The organism is Pumilibacter muris (assembly GCF_943193045.1).
GTDB lineage: Bacteria > Bacillota > Clostridia > Christensenellales > Pumilibacteraceae > Pumilibacter > Pumilibacter muris.
Genome location: NZ_CALPCN010000006.1, coordinates 154616 through 177743, shown reverse-complemented (window position 1 = coordinate 177743; position 23128 = coordinate 154616). Strand labels below are relative to the sequence as shown.

The 23128-nt window shown below is 49.3% G+C and carries 19 protein-coding genes and 1 tRNA gene; 4 read left to right on the top strand and 16 right to left on the bottom strand.

The features are described 5' to 3' along the window. Nucleotides 1-78: 78 nt before the first annotated feature. Together NFR62_RS08270 and NFR62_RS08265 are read right to left on the bottom strand one after the other, a co-directional pair. Complete coding sequence (locus NFR62_RS08270; RefSeq protein WP_251617313.1) at nt 79-999, bottom strand: YitT family protein; 921 nt, start codon at nt 997-999, stop codon at nt 79-81. Nucleotides 1000-1021: 22 nt separating this feature from the next. Then, the gene (locus tag NFR62_RS08265) at nt 1022-1837 is read right to left on the bottom strand and encodes an amino acid kinase family protein (protein WP_251617311.1); all 816 of its coding nucleotides are present in this window, start codon (nt 1835-1837) and stop codon (nt 1022-1024) included. Nucleotides 1838-2095: 258 nt separating this feature from the next. On the opposite strand from NFR62_RS08265, the gene NFR62_RS08260 reads away from it, so the two are divergent. Then, on the top strand, nt 2096-2977 hold the full coding sequence (locus NFR62_RS08260; RefSeq protein ID WP_251617309.1) for an ArsR/SmtB family transcription factor: 882 nt from the start codon (nt 2096-2098) through the stop codon (nt 2975-2977). Nucleotides 2978-3127: 150 nt separating this feature from the next. Here the strand turns inward: NFR62_RS08260 and truA are convergent, their stop codons facing one another. The 11 genes from truA to murB form a co-directional block, all read right to left on the bottom strand. Further along, nucleotides 3128-3880 (bottom strand): tRNA pseudouridine(38-40) synthase TruA, encoded by a 753-nt coding sequence (gene truA / locus NFR62_RS08255; RefSeq protein ID WP_251617307.1) that lies wholly within the window; start codon nt 3878-3880, stop codon nt 3128-3130. Continuing rightward, nucleotides 3877-4713: an energy-coupling factor transporter transmembrane component T family protein gene (locus NFR62_RS08250; RefSeq protein ID WP_251617305.1), complete on the bottom strand. Its 837-nt coding sequence runs from the start codon at nt 4711-4713 to the stop codon at nt 3877-3879. Before NFR62_RS08250 ends, truA begins: the two co-directional genes overlap by 4 nt. Beyond that, nucleotides 4710-5594 (bottom strand): energy-coupling factor transporter ATPase, encoded by an 885-nt coding sequence (locus NFR62_RS08245; protein WP_251617303.1) that lies wholly within the window; start codon nt 5592-5594, stop codon nt 4710-4712. The genes NFR62_RS08250 and NFR62_RS08245 overlap by 4 nt, the downstream gene beginning before the upstream one ends. Then, on the bottom strand, nt 5585-6406 hold the full coding sequence (locus tag NFR62_RS08240; protein ID WP_251617301.1) for an energy-coupling factor transporter ATPase: 822 nt from the start codon (nt 6404-6406) through the stop codon (nt 5585-5587). The genes NFR62_RS08245 and NFR62_RS08240 overlap by 10 nt, the downstream gene beginning before the upstream one ends. After that, nucleotides 6393-7517: a DUF2238 domain-containing protein gene (locus NFR62_RS08235; protein WP_251617299.1), complete on the bottom strand. Its 1125-nt coding sequence runs from the start codon at nt 7515-7517 to the stop codon at nt 6393-6395. Before NFR62_RS08235 ends, NFR62_RS08240 begins: the two co-directional genes overlap by 14 nt. Before the next feature lie 28 nt (nt 7518-7545). After that, complete coding sequence (gene pfkA, locus NFR62_RS08230; protein WP_251617297.1) at nt 7546-8505, bottom strand: 6-phosphofructokinase; 960 nt, start codon at nt 8503-8505, stop codon at nt 7546-7548. A 293-nt stretch (nt 8506-8798) separates the two neighbouring features. Next, nucleotides 8799-12449, bottom strand: coding sequence for a DNA polymerase III subunit alpha (locus NFR62_RS08225; protein WP_251617295.1), 3651 nt, complete (start codon nt 12447-12449; stop codon nt 8799-8801). Between the two features lie 31 nt (nt 12450-12480). After that, nucleotides 12481-12738, bottom strand: a complete 258-nt coding sequence (locus NFR62_RS08220; protein ID WP_251617292.1) for an HPr family phosphocarrier protein — start codon at nt 12736-12738, stop codon at nt 12481-12483. 51 nt (nt 12739-12789) lie between these two features. After that, the gene (gene whiA / locus NFR62_RS08215) at nt 12790-13713 is read right to left on the bottom strand and encodes a DNA-binding protein WhiA (RefSeq protein ID WP_251617289.1); all 924 of its coding nucleotides are present in this window, start codon (nt 13711-13713) and stop codon (nt 12790-12792) included. Then, nucleotides 13714-14496, bottom strand: a complete 783-nt coding sequence (locus tag NFR62_RS08210) for a PHP domain-containing protein (protein ID WP_251617287.1) — start codon at nt 14494-14496, stop codon at nt 13714-13716. It abuts the gene before it with no gap. Continuing rightward, the gene (gene murB / locus NFR62_RS08205; RefSeq protein ID WP_251617285.1) at nt 14497-15330 is read right to left on the bottom strand and encodes a UDP-N-acetylmuramate dehydrogenase; all 834 of its coding nucleotides are present in this window, start codon (nt 15328-15330) and stop codon (nt 14497-14499) included. Between the two features lie 159 nt (nt 15331-15489). Between murB and NFR62_RS08200 the strand changes: the two genes are divergently transcribed. After that, complete coding sequence (locus tag NFR62_RS08200; RefSeq protein ID WP_251617283.1) at nt 15490-16482, top strand: hypothetical protein; 993 nt, start codon at nt 15490-15492, stop codon at nt 16480-16482. Nucleotides 16483-16694: 212 nt separating this feature from the next. On the opposite strand, the gene NFR62_RS08195 is transcribed toward NFR62_RS08200, so the two are convergent. Beyond that, nucleotides 16695-17348 carry an HAD family hydrolase gene (locus tag NFR62_RS08195; RefSeq protein WP_338049907.1) on the bottom strand — a complete coding sequence of 218 codons (654 nt, stop codon included), beginning with the start codon at nt 17346-17348 and terminating at the stop codon, nt 16695-16697. Nucleotides 17349-17416: 68 nt separating this feature from the next. Between NFR62_RS08195 and NFR62_RS08190 the strand changes: the two genes are divergently transcribed. Beyond that, nucleotides 17417-18496: a tetratricopeptide repeat-containing glycosyltransferase gene (locus tag NFR62_RS08190; RefSeq protein WP_251617273.1), complete on the top strand. Its 1080-nt coding sequence runs from the start codon at nt 17417-17419 to the stop codon at nt 18494-18496. Nucleotides 18497-18679: 183 nt separating this feature from the next. Here the strand turns inward: NFR62_RS08190 and NFR62_RS08185 are convergent, their stop codons facing one another. Then, nucleotides 18680-19792 (bottom strand): collagen-like domain-containing protein, encoded by a 1113-nt coding sequence (locus tag NFR62_RS08185; protein ID WP_275556890.1) that lies wholly within the window; start codon nt 19790-19792, stop codon nt 18680-18682. 225 nt (nt 19793-20017) lie between these two features. Here NFR62_RS08185 and NFR62_RS08180 point away from each other — a divergent pair. After that, a tRNA-Met gene (locus NFR62_RS08180) sits at nt 20018-20094 on the top strand. An 83-nt stretch (nt 20095-20177) separates the two neighbouring features. Here the strand turns inward: NFR62_RS08180 and NFR62_RS08175 are convergent. Then, on the bottom strand, nt 20178-23126 hold the full coding sequence (locus NFR62_RS08175) for a type III restriction-modification system endonuclease (protein WP_251617270.1): 2949 nt from the start codon (nt 23124-23126) through the stop codon (nt 20178-20180). Between the last annotated feature and the right edge of the window lie 2 nt (nt 23127-23128).

Below are 23128 nucleotides of genomic sequence, written 5' to 3'. Positions count from 1 at the left end.
TTCGCCTAACACGGGTTAAGCAAGCAAGTGCCGCAAGGCACGCAGCGTAGCGCCGTGTTACGCTTGGGCGACATATCTTTACGAATTAAACCCGCGCCCCACAACCTCGCTCGTTCCGCTTATATACGCGAACGTGTCGGGGTATTTTTTCAGCACCTCTCTAAACTGCGATAGCTGACGTTTTCTTAAAACGCAAATAAGCATAGCGCGCTCTTCGCCCGTGTACATTCCTTTTGCCGTAATCATTGTTACGCCGCGTTTCAACTTAGAAAAGATTTCCTGCGAAAGCTCTTCGGGATGATTGGTTATAATTTCGAATTTGAGCGCCGATTTAAAGCCCTGCAATATCGTTTCGGCAACTTTGCTCGACGCGAACATTTCCACAAACGACAGCAAAACGGGCACAATGTCGTTGCCGTATACAAAGAACGACACCACAACCACCGAGCTATCGAGCATAAATATAAACCAAGTGACGTTTGTTGCGGAATACTTTTTCTGAATTATCGTTGCGATAACGTCGGTGCCGCCGCTGCTTCCGCCGAGTTTTAGCATTATGGCAATTCCCGCGCCGCCTATAATTCCGCCCGCAATCGCAGGCAATATTTTGTCGGCTTCAAACGGAAACGTGGGAAAACCCACCTTTTCGAACAGCACCATAAGAGCGGACGACAGCAAAATGGAAATACCCGAAATTATGGCGAATTTCTTTCCTATAAAAATAAACGCCACAATTATAAGAGGAATATTTATGGCAAGCAAAAAATAACCCGCGTTGGGGTTTCCGGGCAGTTTGTTTTCAAGCATAGACGCAATACCCGTAACGCCGCCGGGCGCGAAATTATTAGGCACTATAAAAGAATAAATGCCGATTGCGCGCACAACGCCCGCCAAAATTATCCCGAAAATAAGAATGAGCCAACGCTTGGCTGTCATTCTTTCGGAAGAAGCAAGCTCGCGCTCTTCCTTTGCAGCTTTCATTTGTTTTTTCGTTACCATATAATGTTCCTTACGGATTTTATTACCGCGTAAAAATTCGAGTGCACGGCGCTTTCCCCGCCAAAATTTCTTCAATGCTGTGTTCGGCGCTCGCTATAATCACTTTAACGCCCGCCGCAACGCAAGGCTTTATGTATTCGAGCTTAGCCTTAGCCCCGTTCGCTCCCGCGCGCGAAGCTCCTTTGCAAAGCCCCTTAACTTTTTCTATTTTTTCAAGCGCTTCATAAACCGTAGGCGCGCTTATTTCGGATATAAGCGACGAAGGATTGTTTATGTCGCTGTATATTCCGCTCAACGTGGAAAAAATAAGCAACGTTTTCGCATTAACGAGACACGCGATTTGCGCCGCCGTTTCGTCGTTATCCACAAGCTCCACCGCGTTGCCCTTTTCGCGCTGCAACTTTAAAATTTCCATTTTGCGGTTCTCTTCGCACGAAACCGCATCGTTGTAGTTTATTATGGGAACGGCGTTTTGGCTCGGAGCCCTCATAAGCATTTGTCTTATGTTTTCCCGCTTTGCCGCGTCGTTAAAATGCCCGTGTTCAACTAGCACTTGCCTAACCGAATAACGCGCGTCTATAAAGTTGCGGTAGGTTTGCATTAAAATAGCCTGCCCTTGCGACGCGTAGTCCATTTTAACCTCGTCGGGATTTCCTTCGAGCTCGCAACCGTTGCGGTGCAAATAATCGAGCCGCCCTATTTCCGTAGCGCCGCTCGACACCCATATCATGCCGGGACGCAGTTGGCGCGAAAGCCCCGCGAACTTATTATAGTCTATGCTGTGGTGCGGGCTGTCTATGAGCGCCATAGAGCCTATTTTTCCGACTAAATCTATCATTTATTTTCCTTGTCGGCTTTCTCCGACACGCGCGGCGCGGCCGCTTATTCCTTCGGCACAATAATAACATAACTTGCGCGAAGTGTCAAGCGCGAAAAGCCGCGCGCAACGCGAATTTCTATTTTATAAACGTTTTGCGCTATAATAAAACGATTAAAGAAAACAAAAATAAAAAAACGCTCGAAAAACGCTTTTCGGCGCGCGGTAACGAAACTACAAAAGCTTGCTTTTGCGGCATTTCAATGTTATAATAAATTTATGAAACACTTTTCCGACCTTAAAGACGCCTACACTCTTTGCGAGGCTATCGGCAGTCAGGTTCGCATGGATATTCTCGAACAGATACTCGAACACCGTTCGGTAACGCTGAGCGACCTTGCCAAAAATCTGCACCTATCGAACAGCGCGCTCACTCCCCACATAAAAAAACTTGAAAGCGTGGGGCTTATCCGCCTAACCGAAGAGCCGGGAAAACGCGGCACGGCGAAACTCGCCTCGATAGCGCTCGATAAAATTTTAATAGACGTTGCAACGTTTTTGCCCGAAAAAGCGCAGTCGTTTCAACTTCCCGTAGGGCAATACAGAGCGTGCACGGCGCACAGTAGGTGCGCGCTTGTGGGCGCAACGGGCTTTATAGGCGAAACCGACGAACCGCGCTATTTCACCTACCCCGAACACGCCGATTGCTTGGGGCTTTGGCTGAGCGACGGCTCGCTTACCTACACTCTTCCCACGCCGCCCGCAAGCGGCACCGTTATTTCGGAAATCCGTTTTCATTTCGAACTGAGCGCCGTTGCTACGGCAGGCGACACTCTTCCCGGCAGAGTAATGTTTTATATAGACAACGAACTTCTCGGCGCCGCCACTCTGCCTCCCGAAAACCGCGACCGCAAAGGCGCTCTTTGCCCCGATTGGTTCGACAGAGTGTATCCGCAATACGGAAGTTTAAAAACGCTTTCCGTGAACGCTCGCGGCTGTTTTTGGGACGGAATAAAAATATCCGAAGTAACGCTCGCGCGGCTCAGCGACTTAAAAACTTTTACGCTCGCCTCAAAATCGGGGCTCGCTCTTTTCGGAAAAAATCTCGGCGACTACTCCACCGACATAGGATACACAATAGAATACGACAGAGAAGAGTAACTATGTCGCTCAAACGCAAAATTTACGTTAAACGTCATTGCGAGCGTAGCGAAGCAATCATAAACATAGCGCAACGATTGCAGCGCTCGTTTCACTCGCTCGCAATAACATAAAACGTCGTTGTCACAAGGCAACAAAATCGATTTTCACTCAATATTCAACGCTTACAAGCGTGAGCCCTTTCGCCTCTGCGGGAACTTTTTTCACCTTGCCCGCTTCGCCGCCGACAGCCGCCTTAAAATCTTCAAGCGTAAGCTTTCCGCAGTTAAGCGCCAAAAGCGCACCCGCAAGAAGCCTAACCATTTTATAAAGAAAACCGTCGCCGCAAATTTTAAATTCGCAAACGGCGGGAGTTATTCCTCTCGGCTCGAACAGTTCGAACGAGCACGAAAACACCGTGCGCACAGTTGTTTTTGCCGACGAACCCAAACAGTAAAATTCCTTAAAGTCGTGCGTGCCCTCGATGGCGGCAGCGGCTTTTTTCATAAATTCCACGTTAGGCGCACAATCGAGCCGCAACGCGTAACGCTCGAAATGCGGTAGCGGACGGGGCGAGACATACATTCTGTAAACATACGTTTTGCGTTTCGCGCTTCTCCTCGCGCAAAATCCGCTTAACACTTCTTTGCACGAAACGGCGCGCACTGATTGCGGCAACCGCGAGTTGAGCGCGGCGGCAAGCTTATGCGCGGGAACCGAAGTTTCGCAACTGAACGACGCCGTTTGCCCGAGCGCGTGCACACCCTCGTCGGTGCGTCCCGAAGCCGTTACCGTAACGGGAGAATCCGCAAACTCGGCAAGCGCGTCCTCCAAAACCTTTTGAACGGTTGGTAAATTGTTTTGACGTTGCCAGCCGTGAAAGTCGGTGCCGTCGTAACTAAGCGTAAGCAAATACGTTTTCATATAAGCACCGCCAAAAACGCCCAACCGAACCAATTATAACGCAAAAACAATATAACCGCAAACAGCGCAAGCATTACGAATGCGGCAACGAAATCGCGCGCGCGGAGTTTTAAAACTTTCATTCGCGTGCGCCCCTTAGCGCCTCTGTAACAGCGCGAATCCATAGCGTCGGCAAGTTCGTCCGCTCTCCGAAACGAACTGACGAACAGCGGAATTAAAACGGGCAAAAGCGCTTTCGCCCGCTTAAATATGTTGCCCGTGTCAAAACTCGCGCACCTTGCCTTTTGCGCGTTCATTATTTTTTCGGTTTCTTCCAAAAGCGTGGGAATGAGCCGCAAAGCTATGCTCATTATTATGGCAAGTTCGTGCACGGGCAGCTTAATCATTGCGAGCGGTTTTAAAAGACTTTCAAGTCCGTCGGTGAGTTCAACCGGCGTAGTTGTGAGCGTAAGCAAACTCGGTCCGAGCACCAAGAACACAAGACGCAACCCCATTCGCGCCGCGTTAATAAGTCCTTGCTTGTAAATTTTTATAAAATGCCACTGCCAAAGCGGTTCTTCCGTTTTGGTCGCGTAAAACAGCACGCTCATAATAACGGTGAACAGCACCAAAAAGAGCACCGCCCGCACGCTTTTAAGCACCTTTAAAGGCGGAACGCGGCTTATTAAAACTACTATAAGCAAAAACACGGCAAGCAGCGCAAATCCCGCGAATTTTCGAATAAAAAATATTCCCACAATATAAAGCACAACTGCCAAAAGCTTTATGCGCGGGTCAAGGCGGTGAATCGGGCTTTCAACCGGATAATACTGCCCGAAGCTGACGTCTTTCATTCCGTCACCCCCTTAGCGCGCAAAATCTCTTCAACAAGTTGCGCTTCGGTTAAAACAGAACGCGAAACGTTAAGCCCGAGCGAGTTAAGTTCGCACGCAAGCGCGGTAACTCCCGGCATTTCTATGTGCAAATCGCGCAAAAGTTCGGTTTGCGAAAAAAGCTCTGCGGGAGTGCTAACAAGTTTCAGTTCTCCCCCCGCCATCACCGCTATTTTGTCGCAATAGCGCGCCACTTCGTCCATGTTGTGCGAAATCATTATCACGGTAGGGCAAAGCGTTTCTTTTATTTTCGTTATAAGGTCGAGAATTTCCCGTTTGCCGCGCGGGTCAAGCCCTGCGGTCGGTTCGTCGAGCACCAAAATTTTAGGGTGCATGGCAAGCACGCCGGCAAGCGCCACTCTCCGCTTCTGCCCGCCCGAAAGGTCGAACGGACTGCGGGAACTGACCTCGTTATAATCAAGTCCCACCATTTCTATAGCTGACTTAACGCGCTCGTTCAATTCGTCGCCCTTAACGCCTATGTTTTTCGCGCCGAACGCAACGTCGTCGGCAACGGTTTCGGCAAACAGTTGATATTCGGGATATTGAAAAACCATGCCCACACGCGCGCGGAGCGCCTTGTAGTCGGGGCGGTGCTTCCGCTTAGGCTTTTTTCCGCCGTTCCCTATAAGCGTAAACTCGTCTATTTCTATCTTGCCGCTCTGTATTCTCGTAAGCGCGTTAAGGTGCGAAAACAGAGTGCTCTTTCCGCTCCCCGTGTGTCCGATTACACCCCAAAACTCGCCGTCGGCAATTTCAAGATTCACGTTCTTGAGCGCCGCTTTCTGAAACGGCGTGCCTTTGCTGTAAACGTAATTTAAATCTGTAATTTTTATCGGCATAGCGCTTTCACAAGCTCCTCAGGCAAAGTCACGTCGGCGTTCAGTTCGAGCCCGCGCGCTCTCAGCGCGTCGGCTATGCGGGCGGCAAGAGGCAGTTCGAGCCCCGCCCTTTCAATTAAATCGCGGTTGCGGAAAATTTCTTTTTTCCCCTCGCCCGCCACAAATCCGCCGCTAAGCACTATTATGCGGTCGGCGAGCGCAGCCTCTTCCATAAAATGCGTTATCATAACAACCGTCATTTTTTCTTCGCGGTTGAGGCGCATAATAACTTTCATAACCTCGTCGCGCCCAACGGGGTCGAGCATTGCAGTGCTCTCGTCAAGCACCATGATTTTGGGCTTTACGGCGAGCACTCCCGCTATTGCAAGGCGCTGCTTTTGCCCGCCCGACAGCCTAAACGGCGTACCTTTGCGGTGTTCTTCCATTCCCACCGATTCAAGCGCCCATTGCACGCGTTCGCTGATTTCTGCGGGCGGAAGCCCTATGTTTTCGGGTCCGAAAGCAACGTCGTCCTCTATTATGGACGCCACCATTTGATTGTCGGGATTTTGAAAAACAACCCCCACGGTTTTGCGAATGTCGAATAGCTTTTTCTTGTCGGCTGTGCTCATGCCGTCTATAAGAACTTCGCCTTCTTTGGGCAATATAAGCCCGTTAAAAAGCTTTGCGAGCGTGCTTTTGCCGCTGCCGTTATGCCCGACAAGCGCCACGAATTCGCCGTCGGCAATGCTAAACGACACGCCGCCGAGCGCCTCTTTTTCGTCGTCGGCGTCTTCGTTGTAAATATATTTAACGTTTTTAACTTCTATCATTCTTTACGCTTTTTGTTGCGCCGTTTTCCGCCGTCGCTTCTTGCGGTTCGGCAATAATTTGCGGTTCGCCGTTCCCTTCCGCATCTTCCGTCACGTCAACTTCGGCGCTGTCCGTTTTAACGCTCTCGCCGCCTGTTAGCGCAAGCTCTTGCTCTTGCGGTTGAGCTTCATCGCCCTCTTCGCCGTTTTCGGGCAACTGCGCCTCTTGCGGCGCCGAAAGTTCGCCGTCCGCCGATTCGTCTGTAATCTTTTCTTTTTCCGGGCTTTCTTCTTCCGATTGTTTCAAAACTTCGTCGCGCGCTTTTTTGAGCGCCTCCACAAGTTTGGTGTCGCCCGCTTCTTCGGCTTCCGCTATCGCGGTGTCGTAGTCGGGAATCTTACGCAACAAAAATCTGTTGAGATACTTTGTCTTTTTTCTAAGCGCAACATAGCCGAGCACGCTAACCACAAACGCCGCCGCAGTAGACACAATCATATCGCCCATTGTGTCTATAAGTCCGTAGCCCTGCTTAGGCGGAACAGCCTGTTCCACATTTTCGGGCGGAATATACCGTTGCATGTTAGTGCCGAAAAGGCTGTCGGAAGTAAATTCGAGCACTTCCCACAAAAGCGCGATTGCAAGAGCGAAACAAAACGAAAACAACGCCACAAACAACGGGCTAAGCTTTAAATGAGTGTTGCGCGAATCGTTCAAAATGTTCACAAGCGAGAATCCGCCCAAAGCTATGGCAAGCCCGCTCGTGGTGTGTAAAAGCTTATCGAATACCGCGCTCACTTTATACGTTTCGAAAACTTCGCCCAAAATGAAATGCGCGAATATGAACAACAGCACGAATATGTGCATTGCCGACGGAACATACAACTTAAATCTGCGTTGCGCTATGCTCGGAATGTTATATAAAACAAGCGAAACCACGCAAAGCATAATGTGCTCTATGTGAGTGCCTTTGTCGAAAAGAGTGGGCTCGGTAAAAAGCGACACAAGCGAAAACATCATCGTGCAAAGAATGAGTATTTGAAACATCCAATACACAACGCGCGTAGCCGTGCTGTTCAGCTTCGTTAAATTTATGTCGCTTTTTTTGTTGCGTTCGCCCTTTCCGTTTTTCATAAAGCTCCGTTTAAAATACGGCTCGATATTATCTTGCCACCACGCCCGCCATATTATAAAGCTCGGTGTTAAATTTCTTTTTCATGCCGCAAGCCGTAACAATGTCTTCGTCGTACAGCTTGTTGTCGCGTATGCCCACAACTCTGTTGCCTATTCCCTTTTCAAGAAGCTGCACGGCATACACGCCCATTGTGGTGCCCAAAAATCTGTCTTTCATGCTCGGACTTCCGCCGCGTTGCAAATGCCCGAGAACGGTAGAGCGAATACTCAACCCCGTGCGCTCGGCAATCTGCTTAGCCCATTCGTCCGCCGTGCCCGCGCCTTCGGCAAGCACCACTATTCCGCTGTGCTTTCCGCGTTGCTTGCTCGCCTCCAATCTTTCGCACACGCGAGCAATGTCTATTTTGTGTTCGGGAACTATTATAACTTCGGCGCCGCCGCCAAGCCCCGTGTGCAACGCAAGGTCGCCGCAGTTGCGCCCCATAACCTCTATAATCGAAACTCTGTCGTGGCTCGTCATTGTGTCGCGTATTTTGTTAATGGCGTCCAAAATGGTGTTGCACGCGGTGTCGAATCCAAGCGTGTAATCGGTGTAGGCAAGGTCGTTGTCTATTGTTCCGGGTATTCCGATAGACGGGAAATTGCGCTCGCTGAGAGCTTTCGCGCCCATAAAAGAACCGTCGCCGCCTATAACGATAAGCCCTTCCACTCCGTTCGCTTTAAGTTGCTCAACCGCCTTTGTTTGCCCTTCTTCGGTTTTCATTTCAAGGCAACGAGCCGTGCGCAAAACGGTGCCGCCGCGCTGAATAATATCCGACACGCTGCGCATGTTCATAGTCACGAACTTTCCTTCCAAAAGCCCCGCGTAACCGCGCTCTATTCCCATAACTTCCATGCCCGCGAAAATACCGTAACGCACAACCGCGCGTATTGCCGCGTTCATTCCGGGCGCGTCTCCGCCCGACGTTAAAACAGCGATTTTTTTCATAAAGCCTCCGTAGCAAAAATTTGCCCCGCAACGCCTTACGACGATTGCGGAAATTTCTCCGATAATATTGTATCAAAAAAAGCGCAATAAAAGCAACTGTTTAAAGAAAGTTTTTTTATTGTCTTGCGTGGCAACGGAAACTCTTTTTGACTTATTGAAACTTTGCGAGCGAAAGCGCGGCGGCTTTTTGGTCGCAAAAGGTCGGCGTTTGTTCAGAGCAAAGATTGCCGCGTCGCCTACGGCTCCTCGCAATGACAAGCGAACCCGTTGCCCGCAAAGCAACAAAACACCCCTTACTTCTTCACCGCAATTTTCACGTTTTCGCTTCCCATAAGTCCGCGAGCCTCGCTTACAAGGCTGTCGCTCACTTCCACCCCTATGCCGAGCGGATAAAGCTTGCCGTCGTCAAGGTTTTTGCAATACGTTTCGTCGCGTCCCGGATATGCCGAAAGAATGTCTTGCAAGTTGTCCATAACCGACGGGTCGCTATTGCCGAACGAAAGATAAAAGCAAATCATTTTGGGCGGAGCTTCGGGCTTAACGTCCCCCCACAGCTCTATTGAATCAACCCACACGGTAACGGAATCTTCGCGGTTTTTTATTTTGCCCGTAACGGTAACCATTCCGTCTTTTTGAAAAACGTTTTTAAGCTTTTTATAAGTGTAACCCGTAAGCATTAGGTCAACGGTGCCGTATAAGTCTTCGAGCTTTCCTATTCCGAGCTCTTTGCCCGATTTCGTGAATTTCTTTTCCGCCTCCACAAGCATTCCGCCGAGCTTTACAACGGTGTCATCTTTAAGTCCCGTAAGCTCGCCGTCGTCGCCCCACGCGGGTTTTATATTAGCCGAATTGTAGTTGTACTTTTTAAGATGCCCCGTATACTCTTCGAGCGGGTGCCCCGTTAAATACACGCCCGCAACTTCCTTTTCTTTGGCAAGTTTAACGCCGAGCGGATATTCTCTCATAGCGGGATACTCGAATTCGTCGAGCTTTGCGCAATCGTCGCTCATATCGAAAAACGAGAACTGACCTTTAAGGCGCGCCGCTCTGTCTTTGTTCACTCTGTCGATTACGGTTTCATACACCGCAATATATTGGCTGCGCGTTTTGCCCAAGCAATCGAACGCGCCCGCATATATAAGACTTTCGAGCATACGCTTGTTTAACTGCGCGTTTTCTATTCTTTTGACGAACTGCACAAAGTCGGTAAATTCGCCGCCCTTTTCGCGCTCTTTTATAATTTCTTCTATAACGCCCTTACCAACGTTTTTAATGGCGGCAAGCCCTATTCGCACCGCTCCGTTCTCAACCGTAAACTCGACGAACGACTTATTGATAGACGGCGGCAAAACGGTTACGTTGCGCTCTTTTAAATACGTTAAATAGTTGGTTATTTCGTCTATGCTCGTTATTCGGTTGTTGAGCACCGCCGTTATGAACTCTACGGGATAATAGCATTTAAGATATGCCGTTTGATACGCAAGATACGCATACGCCGCCGCATGGCTTTTGTTAAAGGCGTAAGACGCGAACGCAATCATATCGTCGTAAATCTTATTCGCCACGTCTTCGGGCACGCCGTTTTTAATGCAACCGGGAATTTCGACGCCGTGGTCAACCGTGCCGTGAACGAACACTTCGCGTTCCTTTTCCATAGCGTCCACTTTTTTCTTGCTCATCATGCGGCGCACGTTGTCGGCTCGTCCCAAAGTGTAGCCGCCGAGCGCCTGAACCATTTGCATAACCTGTTCTTGATACACCATTATTCCGTAAGACACTTCCAAAATGGGTTTTGTAAGCGGGTGGTCGTATTTTATTTTGTCGGGATTTTTTTTGTTGAAAACGTACTCGTCTATTTTGTCCATAGGGCCGGGACGGTACAGCGATATTCCCGCTATAATATCTTCGAGGCTTGACGGTTTTAGGTCGCGCATGAACTTTTTCATGCCTTCCGATTCGAGTTGGAACACCGCGTGCGTGTCGCCGTCGCCGATTAGCTTAAACACGCCCTCGTCGTTATATTCCATGTCGTAAAAGTCGAGGTTTACGCCCTGCGTCACCTTAACAATATCCACAGCCTTTTTAATGTCGGTAAGCGTTCTAAGTCCCAAAAAGTCCATTTTCAAAAGTCCGAGTTCCTCGCACTCTATCATATTGAACTCTGTGGTTATATTGCCGTCGCCCGTTTTAGCCATAGGAACGTGGTCGGATATGGGGTCGCGACAGATAATTACGCCCGCCGCGTGCATTCCCGTCTGGCGCGGCATTCCCTCTATTTTCATTGCCATATCCAAAATAACCCGCGCCATTTCGTTGTTGTCGTACATGTCGCGCAACTCGCCTATAACGGGGCTCGGCTCGTTGTCTTTCCATTTTTGAAAGCCCAAAATGTGCGTTAAGTGCTTTTTGCCCATCATTCCGGGAATGAGCTTTGTAATCTTTTCCACTTCGGAATACGGGTAGTTATACACGCGCCCTACGTCTTTAACCGCTTGCTTTGCCGCCATAGTGCCGAACGTTACTATCTGCGACACGTTCGGCGCTCCGTATTTTTCCGTAACGTACTGTATAACGAGTTCGCGCTTGTCCACGCAAAAGTCTATATCGAAGTCGGGGTTTGACACGCGCTCCGAATTTAAAAAGCGCTCGAATATCAGTTGATATTTCAAAGGGTTTACCTTTGTTATTCCGATTGCGTAAGCCACGATACTGCCAACACCGCTGCCTCTGCCCGGTCCTACGGGAACGTCGTGCGTTTCCGACCAGTGAATAAAATCCCACACAATAAGGAAGTAATCCACAAAGCCGAGCCTGTGAATAACTCCGAGTTCGTATTCGGCGCGTTTTTCTATTTCTTCGGTTATAGTTTTATATTTGCGAGTCAGTCCGTCGTAAGTGAGCTTACGCAAAAACTCGTAGGGCTCGCTTCCGTCTTCGGGATAGTACGACGGCAAAAGCGGCTCTTTGCGAAAATAATAGCACCCGTCGCATTTGTCGGCTATTTCTTTCGTTACTTCCAAACTTTCGGGCAACGACGGAAACAGCGAAAGCATTTCGTCGTAGCTCTTCAAATAAAATTCTTTCGTGGGGAAATATCCGTCGTCGGTTATTCCTTCGTCGGTAACGGCGTCGCCCGCGTCTTGCCGCACTTCGTCTTCGTTATACACCATTGTGGTGCGGAACGATATGCACTGCAAAACCTTTTGCATTGTGGCGTCGGCTCGCGTTAAATAATGCACGTCGTTGGTAGCAACAATCTTAACTCCGTTTTCGCGCGCCAACCTGATAAGGTGCGGCAACACAACTTTTTGGTCTTTTATGTTGTGGTCTTGAATTTCTATGTAAAAATCTTCGCCGAACAAACTTTTAAATTCTTTAACGAGCGCGTCCGCTTTGTTCAAGTCGCCCGCCAAAATAGCTTGCGGAATAGCTCCCGCAACGCAAGCCGAAAGGCAAACAAGCCCTTCGGTGTATTGCCGCAAAAGCGGCATGTCTATGCGCGGCTTGTAGTATAACCCTTCGGTATACGAGCGCGAAACAAGCTTTATAAGGTTTTTATACCCCGTCTCGTTTTTCGCAAGCAACACAAGGTGATTATATTTCGGCATTTTCCCGTCGCGGCTCGTTTTAACCGCCATATCTTCGCACATATAAAGTTCGCACCCTATTATGGGCTTAACTTTATAAGGGCGCTTTTCAGCCATAAACTCATAAAAATCCGCTTTGGGGTCGGTGTGTTTAACAGCCGCTTTCACAAATTCGAGAACGCCGTACATGTTGCCGTGGTCGGTAATGGCAACGGCGGGCATGTTCATTTCGTCGCATGCGGAAAACAGCTTGCCTATGCGGGTCGCGCCGTCAAGCAAACTGTATTCGGTGTGAACGTGCAAATGCACGAATTCTTTCTCTTTGCGTTCCTCTTTATTCGAAGCGGTTTGTTCCATGCTCGTAATTTCCTTGCGTGTGTAGTCTGTTCTATTCGGGGTGCTTTGCCGACAGCATCTTAACCGCCGCCGCGAGCGCGTCTTCTTGGTCGTCGCCTTTTGCGATAACGGTAACAACGTCGTCGCTTTTAAGAGCCATGCTTATAACTCCCATTAAGCTTTTTCCGTTTATTTTTTTCGTGCCCATTTCGAAAGTGATTTCGCTGTCGTAACGCATGCACCGCCCAACAATCTGTTGCGCGTCGGTATGCGTGAACACTCTTCCGACAGCCGTTTCTTTAAATACCATTTTTATTTCCCTCCCGTTTCCTTTTTCGTTTTTTTCCTATACCGATTTTTTTTATACTCCGCCGCGCTCGTAAATTTCTTTTAATCGTCGCAATCTGTTTTTCAATCCGCTTTTGGTAATTCCGAGAAGCGCGGCAAGTTGTTCGTAGCTGTAATCGGGATGAGCGAGTCGCATTTGCGCCGCTTCTTTCAGCCCTTGCGACACGACGCTAAGGTCGAGTTCTTTAAGATACGCGCATTGGTTGAGCCCGGTGGTGATTTGCTTATCTATGTTATACAGGTCGCAATTTTGCTGACGGTTTATGTGCGCGCTCATTTGCCTTGCCGCCATTATCGAATTGAGCGACAGCACCGCTTTTACGCCGCCCATTAAAGCGAGGCAATCGCTTATGTGCTCGCTGTCTTTGGTGTAAACCACAGCTCTGCCCCTGTGCGCGGTGAGCTCGGTTTTAATGCCGAACCTCAATATAAGCGCCGCAAAATCTTCGGCAATCGTCTTTTTTCCGAAAGAAAATTCAAGGTGGTACTTGGGCACAATCAAACTGCCGCCTCCGAGATAAGCGCCGCGCACGAACGCCGCCGCGTCGGCTCGCTCCCGCGTTAAGGCTTTGTCTATTCCGTCGCACACCACCCAACTCTCGGAGTTAAGCACTCTGCATTCGCCGAGCAACTCAACCGCGTCGCTTATAAGAACTTCCGACGTTTTTCCAACGCGCGAAACTTCGGCGGCTTTTCCCGTAAGGCTTTGCGCCGCGTCGGAAACGGCTTTCGCAAGAAATTCGTTTTGCGTCGAGACGCTCGCCGAAACGCGCGAACCGTGAATAAGCAGCGAACCCGACGTGAAAATCACTGCCGACAAAAAAGCCGTCTTTTCTCCGCGCGAGGCAAGCGGTTTTAACGCGAGCTCTTCTTTGCTTGCCTTGCAAAGCTTGCTCTCCGCTTCTTCCAATTCGGTGTTTCCGTCCGCTCCCGTCAATTAAAACTCCTCTCCCGTAACGTTTTCGCCCTCTTTCGTATCTTTGCATTTTCCGCTGCGGAACAACGGCAAACGCTCGTAGTTCGCGAGCCGCGAGAGCGGTATTCCCACCCGCTCTATTCTTTGTAACGGAACAGCAAAATCCGCTATTCTGCGCGGGGAATGCGCGTCGCTGCTCGCTATAAACTCGCACCCTTCTTCGGCGGCTGCCGCAAGCTCTTCGTCAGATAGGGCTATGCGTTTTCCGTTCAGTTCGAAATAAGTTCCGAAATATTTGCAAGCCCTCGCCACCTCGCGCACGTCGCACTTGCAACTGTTTCCGGGATGCGAAAGAATGTCTATTTCGTTTTTTTCGAGCGCGCTCAAATATGCCGCAGTATTCCTCGCAATCGTTTTTGCGCCAGAAAGCCCTATGTTGTTAGGCAAAAAATATTGTAAACTCGCCGGAAAAGCGCGCACTAATTTGTGATAGCCGCACACCGTTAAGTCAAGCTTTGGCTTGTCCGCCTCGCGCACGTCGATTTTTCCGTTAGGCGATAAAATATTCGCTTCCACGCCGATATATAATTTAACTTGCGGATATTTTTCGGCAAGCATTTCAGCTTGCTCGCGCATTTTCGCAAGTTCGCCTCTGCGCAAATTGTAGCAAAGATGGTTAAAGCCGTGCTCGGTTATCGCAAGTTCGCGCAAACCGAGTTTCGCCGCTTTAAGCACGCTGTCCTCTATGCTTCCTTTGCCGTGACTGTACACGGTGTGGGTGTGGTAATCGCCCCAAAACGCCATTTAAAAAAATTCTCCCAAAAGTTTGATTTCGCGCTCTAACCGAATTCCGTATTTCAAAAACACCGCCGTTTCCGCTTCGAGTATAAGCCGCAAAACGTCTCCGCTCGTAGCTCCTCCTCTGTTTATTATAAAATTCGCATGAATAGGCGATATTTCGGCGCCTCCCGCGCTCGCCCCTTTAAGCCCCGCGCGGTCTATCAAAAGTCCTGCGGGCAAAAGCCCCGCCGCTTTAAACACGCTTCCCGCGCTCGCCCCCAGCGGCTGAGTTTTTCGGCGTCGCGCCAAGTTGCGCTCGGATAGCTCCCTTATGGTTTCGGCATCGCCGAGCGGCGCTTTCAGCCTAAGTTTAAGCACCGTTCCGCGAATCCCGCTCGCTCGGTATTTAAAACCGCATTCCTCCGCTTTCAACTCTCGCACTTTGCCGCCGGAGAGCACCGTAACGCTATCCAAAACGTCTGCCATACAGCCGCCGAACGCGCCCGCGTTGCCTATCGCCGCGCCGCCCGCGCTGCCGGGAAGCCCATACGCCCATTCAAGCCCCGTTCGCCCCGCCGCCGCATATTCGCGCGACAGAAGCGACAGCAAAACTCCGCTGTCGCACTCGCAAAATTCGCCCGAAAACGTTCTCGAAGCAGTTCTGTTCACAACCACGTCGCCGTCGTAACCCGCGTCGCCCACAAGCACGTTGCTACCGCGCCCCAAAACAAGCGCGCCGCAATCCGCCGCCTCGCAAAGTTCTTCTTGCGTGTATGCGTAAGCAAGACGCCTTGCCCTGCCGCCCGTTAAAAACGTGCAACATCTGTTAAGAGGCGCGTCGCGGAAATAATCGAACATATATATTTTACCTCATACGGCGATTTTTTTCAAGTCTTTTTAACCAAAGATTTCGGATATACTTTTTTATGCCGCCGCTCGATAAAACGTTCGAGCGGATTTTGTCGCCCGCCGCCCCGCCGCTTGACACCTCGCCCGACGTTTTGGTATAATAAACGCATGCAGGTAATCGAGGCGAAAAACTTAGCGCTCGGCGTGGCGGCTAACATTTCTATCGACGACGCGGCACCCGGCAAAGCTACGGTGTCGGCGGCTATGACTTATCTGTGCGGAAAAACGGACAGAGCCGCTTTTTTGAAAAAATGCGCCAAAAACCCGCTTTACGCCCGCGCCGTTATAATGTGCGAACATGCGGGCAACGATTTCGGCGCCGACGCCTATTGCGCCACCCACAAAACTCTTTTCGAGCCCAAGCCAAAATGCGGCGAATTGCGCACAGGCGAACTCGTTATGACGGGCGGAAGTTGCGCCGACCCCAAGCTTTTGCGCGGCTCTCTTAAAAACGTGCTCACAAAACTGCAACAAATGCAAAGCGCGCCCGCAGTAAACAAAGCCGACTTTGCAGCTCAACTGTGCTGCTACATGCGCGAGCTTATAATACTGTCGCCTTTTTCATACGGCAACGGCACCGCGCGCAGAGCGTTCGTACAAAATTTTTGTTCAAGTCGCGGTTTCTCTCTAAACTACGCGGCAATAGGAAAAGCCGAACTTATCGCCGCCGAAAGCGAAGCTTTTGCCACCGACGACCCGCAACCGCTGTTTTCGGCTCTTATAAAATGCCTTAACTACGCGCAAGACGAAACGCAGAACTCAACCGCGCGTAAACCGAGCCGACGCGCCGCCCTCCCGCCCCATAATAAAATTCAAGCAAAGCAACAAGAGCCGGCAAAACAACTCGAACCCAAAAAATCCGCCGATAACGCCAAACAGCCCGAATTAAAGAAAACTGCGGAAAACGCCAAACAGTCCGACTCGAAAAAATTTGCGGAGCAATCAAAATCGCCAGACGTGAAAAAATCGGAACCTAAAAAACAACAGGATTCCGAACGTGAAAAAAACGAAGCGTTAAGAGAACTGCGCGAAATAAAGCGCGCGCTCGAAAATCTTACCTCGCGCGTAAACGAGGTTATAAAAAACTTAAACGAAAAATAAAAACGCCGTTCTTAAAAGAACGACGTTTCTTTTTAACGTTTATTTCTTTACGCGCTAACGGTTTAAACTTTGTTTTTTTCATCAAATTAACTCCTTTATTTTATTATTTTTTTATTTTAAAACTTTACGACATGAATTTATCGCCGTATATACACTATAATATCACATTTGGTGTATAAAATCAACTTTATAGCAATGTTTCTTTCAATTTTTTATCCTAATCGAACATTTATTTTTTCGAGCGCGCCCATAAGTTCGCTCGGCTTGTCTATTATTATATCCGCGCCCATTTCTTCCAAAAGCGCGCGGGGGCGAAATCCCCAACTCACCGCAATTATGGGTAGCCCGCTGTTTCTCGCCGTGAGAATGTCTATGTTGCTGTCGCCCACATATACGGCGTTTTCCCGAACGGAACCGAGCTCGCGGAGCGCATATTCCACCATGTCGGGCGCGGGCTTTTTATTCAAACCGTCGCGCTCGCCAACCGCAAGCGTAATTTGCGGAAACAGTTTTTCGCGCAAGTCCGCGACTGCGGCATGATATTTGTTTGAAACAACCGCCGTCTTATATTTTGCGCAAACGCCGTCAAGCATTTGTTTAACGCCGTCGTAAGCTCTCGTCTTGTTCTCTTTGTTTTTGTCGTAATGCTTTTCGAAAATTTCAAGCGTTTCGTCCGTTTTGTCTTTCGCAAAATCGGGCAACGCGCGCTCGATAAGCTTTCGAACGCCCTCGCCCACGAACGAACGGACCTCTTCGAGAGTACGCGCGTTATAACCCATTTTGCCGAGCGCGAAATTCGTGCTGTCGCAAAGGTCGTCGAGAGTGTTCAAAAGAGTGCCGTCCAAATCGAAAAGTACAGTATCCATAAATTTAATTATACAGCCCGAAAAAGCAATTTGTCAACCGCTACGCCGTTGCCGCATATAAATACTGTATGAAAATTTACGTTTATGCAATATGTAAGAACGAGAGCAAATTCGCCGAACGGTTTATGGAGTCGGCGCGCGACGCCGACGGTGTTTTCGTGCTCGACACAGGCTCTTCCGACGACACCGCCGAACGGCTTGCAAAGCTCGGCGCTACGGTAAAAAAAGAAACGTTTTCGCCGTTCAGATTCGACGTTGCCCGCAACCGCAGTTTGGAGCTTGCGCCCGACGACGGCGACCTTTATATCTGCCTCGACCTCGACGAAATTATGGAAGCGGGTTGGCGAAAAGCGTTAGAGACTGCGGCTAAAAACGCGCCTAACGCAAATCAATTTTTATACCGCTATGTGTGGAGCAAAAACGCCGACGGAACGGACGGAGTTGTTTTCTGGTCTGAAAAAATTCACCGCAAAGGCTTTGTGTGGAAAGGCGCGGTGCACGAAATTCTTGCGCCTGCGAAAGGCGTTGAAAAACATGCGGCTTACGCCTACGGCATGCAAATAACGCACTATCCCGACGCAACGAAATCGCGCTCGTCGTATTTGCCGCTTCTCGAACTCGCCGCCGCAGAACAGCCCGACGACGACAGAACCGCCCACTATTTGGGGCGGGAATACATGTTCGCGGGACAATACGACAAAGCCATAAGCGCGCTACTCCGCCACCTCGCGCTTCCGTCGGCAACTTGGAACGACGAACGTGCGGCGTCTATGCGCTATATATCGCAATGCTATTCGCGCACGGGAAACAGACGCGAAGCTATTAGGTGGGCGCTTAAAGCCGTAGCGGAATCGCCCGACACGCGAGAGCCTTATTTAAGACTCGCCCGCGCGTTCTACGACGATTCCGACTTTGCGGGCGTTATGTATGCCGCGCAAGCTGGCTTGCGTATAACGGAGCGCAAGCTGTCGTACATAACCGAGCCCGACGCATGGGGCGCGCCTCTGCACGACTTTTTAAGTATCGCCTATTATCAATTCGGGCAGTTTAAAAAAGCCGAAGAGCAAGCCGCACTCGCTCTTAATTTTTGCAACGACGAGCGCATAAAAAACAATTTGCGCCTCTTTCGTGAAGCGCAAAAAGACTGACTTTTTATATCCTTTTGCGCTATTGCTATAAGAGCAAATCGGAAAAACAATTCCGCAACCCTTAAAAACCAAGACTAACAAAACGCAAAAAAAGCAAGGTTCGAAAGAATCTTGCTTTTCTTTGCTTCATTATACTTTTTGGCGCGTAATGCCCCTCTCCGCGCCGTTTTTTCTCAGGTCGCCCTACTCGTCGCTTATTTCTATTTCCGAATCGTGCTCCGTCAACGTTACCGCCGTTTGCAACAACCCTGCCGCACGCATGTTTGCAAGAAGTTGATTCAGCGTTGCTCCAACCTCTTCGGGCGTTGGAGTGCCTTCAACGTCGGCAACGGGCGCCGCAGGAGTAACCGTTCCCGCAGGGCCTTGAGGACCGGTCGGTCCGGTGGGTCCTATTTCACCCGTCGCGCCTGTGGCACCCGCAGGACCTTGAGGTCCCGTAGGTCCCGCAACGCCTTGAATACCTTGTAAACCTTGAATGCCCTGAGGACCTGTCGGTCCCGTAGGTCCTACCGCACCCGCAGCTCCGTCGGCTCCCGCAGGGCCTTGAGGTCCCGTAGGTCCTACTGCGCCCGTCGCGCCTGTGGCACCCGTTGCGCCCGCAGGTCCCGTAGGGCCTACTTCACCCGCAACGCCTTGAACGCCTTGCAAACCTTGAATACCCTGAGGACCTGTCGGTCCCGTAGGTCCTACCGCGCCCGCAACGCCTTGAACGCCTTGCAAACCTTGAATGCCCTGAGGACCTGTCGGTCCCGTAGGTCCTACCGCGCCCGCAGCTCCGTCGGCTCCCGCAGGGCCTTGAGGTCCCGTAGGTCCTACTGCGCCCGTCGCGCCTGTGGCGCCCGTCGCACCCGCAGGTCCCGTAGGTCCTACTTCACCCGCAACGCCTTGAACGCCTTGCAAGCCTTGAACACCCTGTGGTCCTGTCGGTCCCGTAGGTCCGATTGCGCCCGTTGCTCCCGTCGCGCCCGTAGCTCCGGCAGGTCCCGTCGCGCCCGCAGGTCCTTGCGGTCCCATAGGTCCGGTGGGTCCTACGGCGCCCGCCGCGCCGGGCACGCCCTGAAGTCCTTGCACGCCCTGAGGTCCGGTAGGACCCATAGCGCCCGGAAATCCCATAGGACCTACGGGTCCCATAGGTCCGCGCGGTCCTGTGGGACCGGTGGGACCTATGCACATATTAGGCTCAGGACAAGGCGGAGGCACGGGGCAACCGCAGTCGGGCTCGGGCTCGCAACAGTCGTCGGGGCGGCAATTCCCGCAATCGCATCTGTTTCCGCATCCGAAATTGAATCTGAACATGTTTTAGTCTCCTTTGTCGTGAGATAGCCTCTCTATCCCATACTATTCGCCGAACCGTTAAAGCGTTTATGTTTTTAAGCAATTTTTTTGCGCTTAAAGCATAAATCTTTTTATTGCGAATATTGCAGCTTACAATCGCGTTTGCCGCGCGAAAATTATAATTTTACCGCATTAAAAGACTTGCAAAAACTTTTTTTATTTGCTATAATAAAAAAGCTGTGTTGCGGCGGTATAGCTCAGCTGGCTAGAGTACTCGGTTCATACCCGATTGGTCGTTGGTTCGAATCCAACTACCGCTACCAAAAAAACGACTCTCTTATGAGAGCCGTTTTTTTATGCTATAAGTCGTATTTTGCACGCCTAAACGTCTTTTTTTCTTACAACCTTAGTCGAGAAACAAGCTTTCCACAATTTTAACCATTTCTTCTCCTGAAAGTTGTTCTCTGAAACGAACGTTTGGAACTTCGCGTTGCATTTCTTCAAAAAGCTTTTTCGCGCAACAAATTTTTCTTTCTTCTTCGGGCGCAAGCTCCTTTCTATCTTTGGTTTCAACAATCAAATTCAACTGTTTTCCGCCGTCTTTTTTCTTTACAACATACATAAAGTCGGGGCTGTAAGTGCCGTCGGCATACGTCGGAATGCGCACCGTTCTTCTCGGAATTTTGCCGAACACTTCGATTTCCGCAATATCCGACATAAAATTAAGCGTTATATTTTCTTTTTCAAGCTGAGAATCATAACAGCAAGCGTCGTAAAGGTAATTCTCGGGAATGGAATCCGTTGCGGAAAAAACGCCGACGTCGCTACGAACTACCGACTTTTTTAAAACGCCGTTTTCGCAAAGAGGGTCGTTCACTTCAATGTCAAGTTTTTCGTAGGCGTATCTTTCTTTAAAATTCAAAACAAACCATTCTCGATATTCGTCTATAAAACGTTTTAAAGTTTGCCTGCTGAAAAATTGCGGCGGCACGGGTTTATCGGCAAAATACTCGCACAAAGCCGCGTGCATTATAGAAAGCGGAATATTAGTCCTCTTTTGCACCTCTTTCAAAAACGCGGCATACGGCATAACCTTTTTCACGGTAAAAGACAACCCCGCGTCAAACTGAAAATCGACGCTACCGTCTGCGTCAACCTTTTTGGAGCGCGCTATTTTGGTAGTAACGGTGGAACGTCCGTCAATGTTTTTTTCAAGAATATCCGCAACCGCTTGTTTCAAAGTTTCGTCGTCGATTTTTTGAAAATGCAAATAGAATTTTTGATTTATAAGCTTCCACAGCCTTTCAAGCTTTTTAAACACACTCTCGCGCACGTTTATTTTGGCAACGGATTTAGCTTTATCGTTCACATCCAAAATTTTAGCGTTATTCAAAGATTTGAATAAATCGGGATATTCTGCGGTAAAACTTTCGCGGTTTTCTTCTATCAAAGTAAAATCAATCGGGTCAATATAATTCTTAACAATTAAATCACGCAAAAATTCGCGTCTGTCAATATGTTTCGTTTTTGCATATTGTTCAAGAAATTCTTTTGTAATTTTAAATTCAAGACTTGCGTCGCCGTTTATTTCTTTTTTTAGCCTGTCGGCAAAATCCTTTTCCGAAAAGTCTATTATATAGCGCAAATAAAACTGCTCGTCGCTTATGCGGTTGCCGTATTCGTCAACGGGCAAGCGTAGCCCGCGCCCAACTTCTTGCAGTTTGCTCGTTTCGCTTCCGCTGCTCCTAAGCTTTGCTATAACGAACACGTTCGGATTGTCCCAACCCTCTTTGAGCGTCCATTTCGAGAATATAAACCGCGTGGGCTCGAAGTTACCTTCGTCGTCGCGTATGCGTATTATTTTGTCTTTCGCGCGCAAAACTTTGTCTACTTCGCGCTTTATTTCCTCGCTGTCCGTTCCGTTGTCTTCCGAAAAATACGCCGCTATCGTTTCGGGTATGTGCGCAAGCGAATATTCAAGGTAGTCTTTGTATTCCGTTTCACGTTTGGAAGCCGAAAGCTTTTTAATTTCGGACTTAATTTTTTCTCGCAACAGCTCTTCGAATTCCGCCCGCAGATGCCCTTCGTCACGAAAAGATTCGATACTGTCTATAAAAAACAACGACAGCGTTTTTATTTTGTTTAAACGCATGAAATTCTTTTTCTCTTTTTCGAAATGGCGTTCGAGCGCAAGCCTTAGCATTGTTCTTTGATACGTTTCGCCGAACACTTGCGGATAAATGGAATCGCCCGTGCGCAGTTCCATTCCGTTGGAAAGAGTAACAACTCCTTTCGCAATTTCGCACACCGTTATTCCGTCTAAGCTCGCGTCGATTTCGGAAAGCGCCTGACCTTCGGTAAAGTCGTAAGCTTTTTTTGTGAGTTCGTTTTGCAAGCGCGCTGTCTTAACTGTTCCCCTGTTGGCGGTTATGCTCAAAACTTTAATTTTAGCTTGCTCTTTCATTTTTTCTTCTTCGGCAATGTATTCCACTTCAACGCCCTTAATAAGATTGCCGTTAAACGAATCGCAAGAACCGAGATTGTAAACCACGTTTTCGTAGTCGAACACGCCTTTCGACACTTCGGGGAACGTGGCGCCGTAACGAATAACGCATTGCGGCTTTATATTTTCAATCAAGCATTTAAAAGTTCTTTGTTCGCGTGAAAATTTGTGCGGCTCGTCTATAATCACAAACGGCGCGATTTCGCGCAACGTGTCGTAAGGATTATTATAAACGCCCAAAAGAGTTTGGTCGTAGTTCGCTCCCATTGTAGCTTTTGATGTAAGCATGCCGCTGTTCATCAACAAAACGTCTATTCTATTCCCGCCAACGTCTGTTGCGTTGGCAAAATCCGCAATGGCGCTCGGAAACATCTTTCTGCCTTTAACGTTTTTTTGAGGGTCTAAAACATGCAAACACAACCGAGCTCCGCCGTATAACGCTTGCAAATCTGTACGCATATAGCTTGATGTTAAAAACGCTTTCGCGCCTTCTTTAATTGAAACTGTGGGCACAAGCACTATAAATTTGTTTATTCCGTAATGCTTATGTAGCTCGAACATAGTGCGGGTGTAAACGTAAGTTTTTCCCGTGCCCGTTTCCATTTTAACGTCTATGTTAAGATAGTCGTTATCGGTGTAATTGTTTTTGTAATAGGCGGGTAACGTATAATCGTCGGTATAATAATTCCCGTTTTGAACAGCGGCAATATTGCTTTTTATTTCGCTCGCGGAAAAAACCATGCGGGCGCATTTGCTTTTGTCGGCGCGCTCCTGAAATTCCGCTTTCGCAAACACTCCGCACACAGCGTTTATGGCGTTTAATTGATGGGGCAAGTTGTTTTCTAATCGCATAC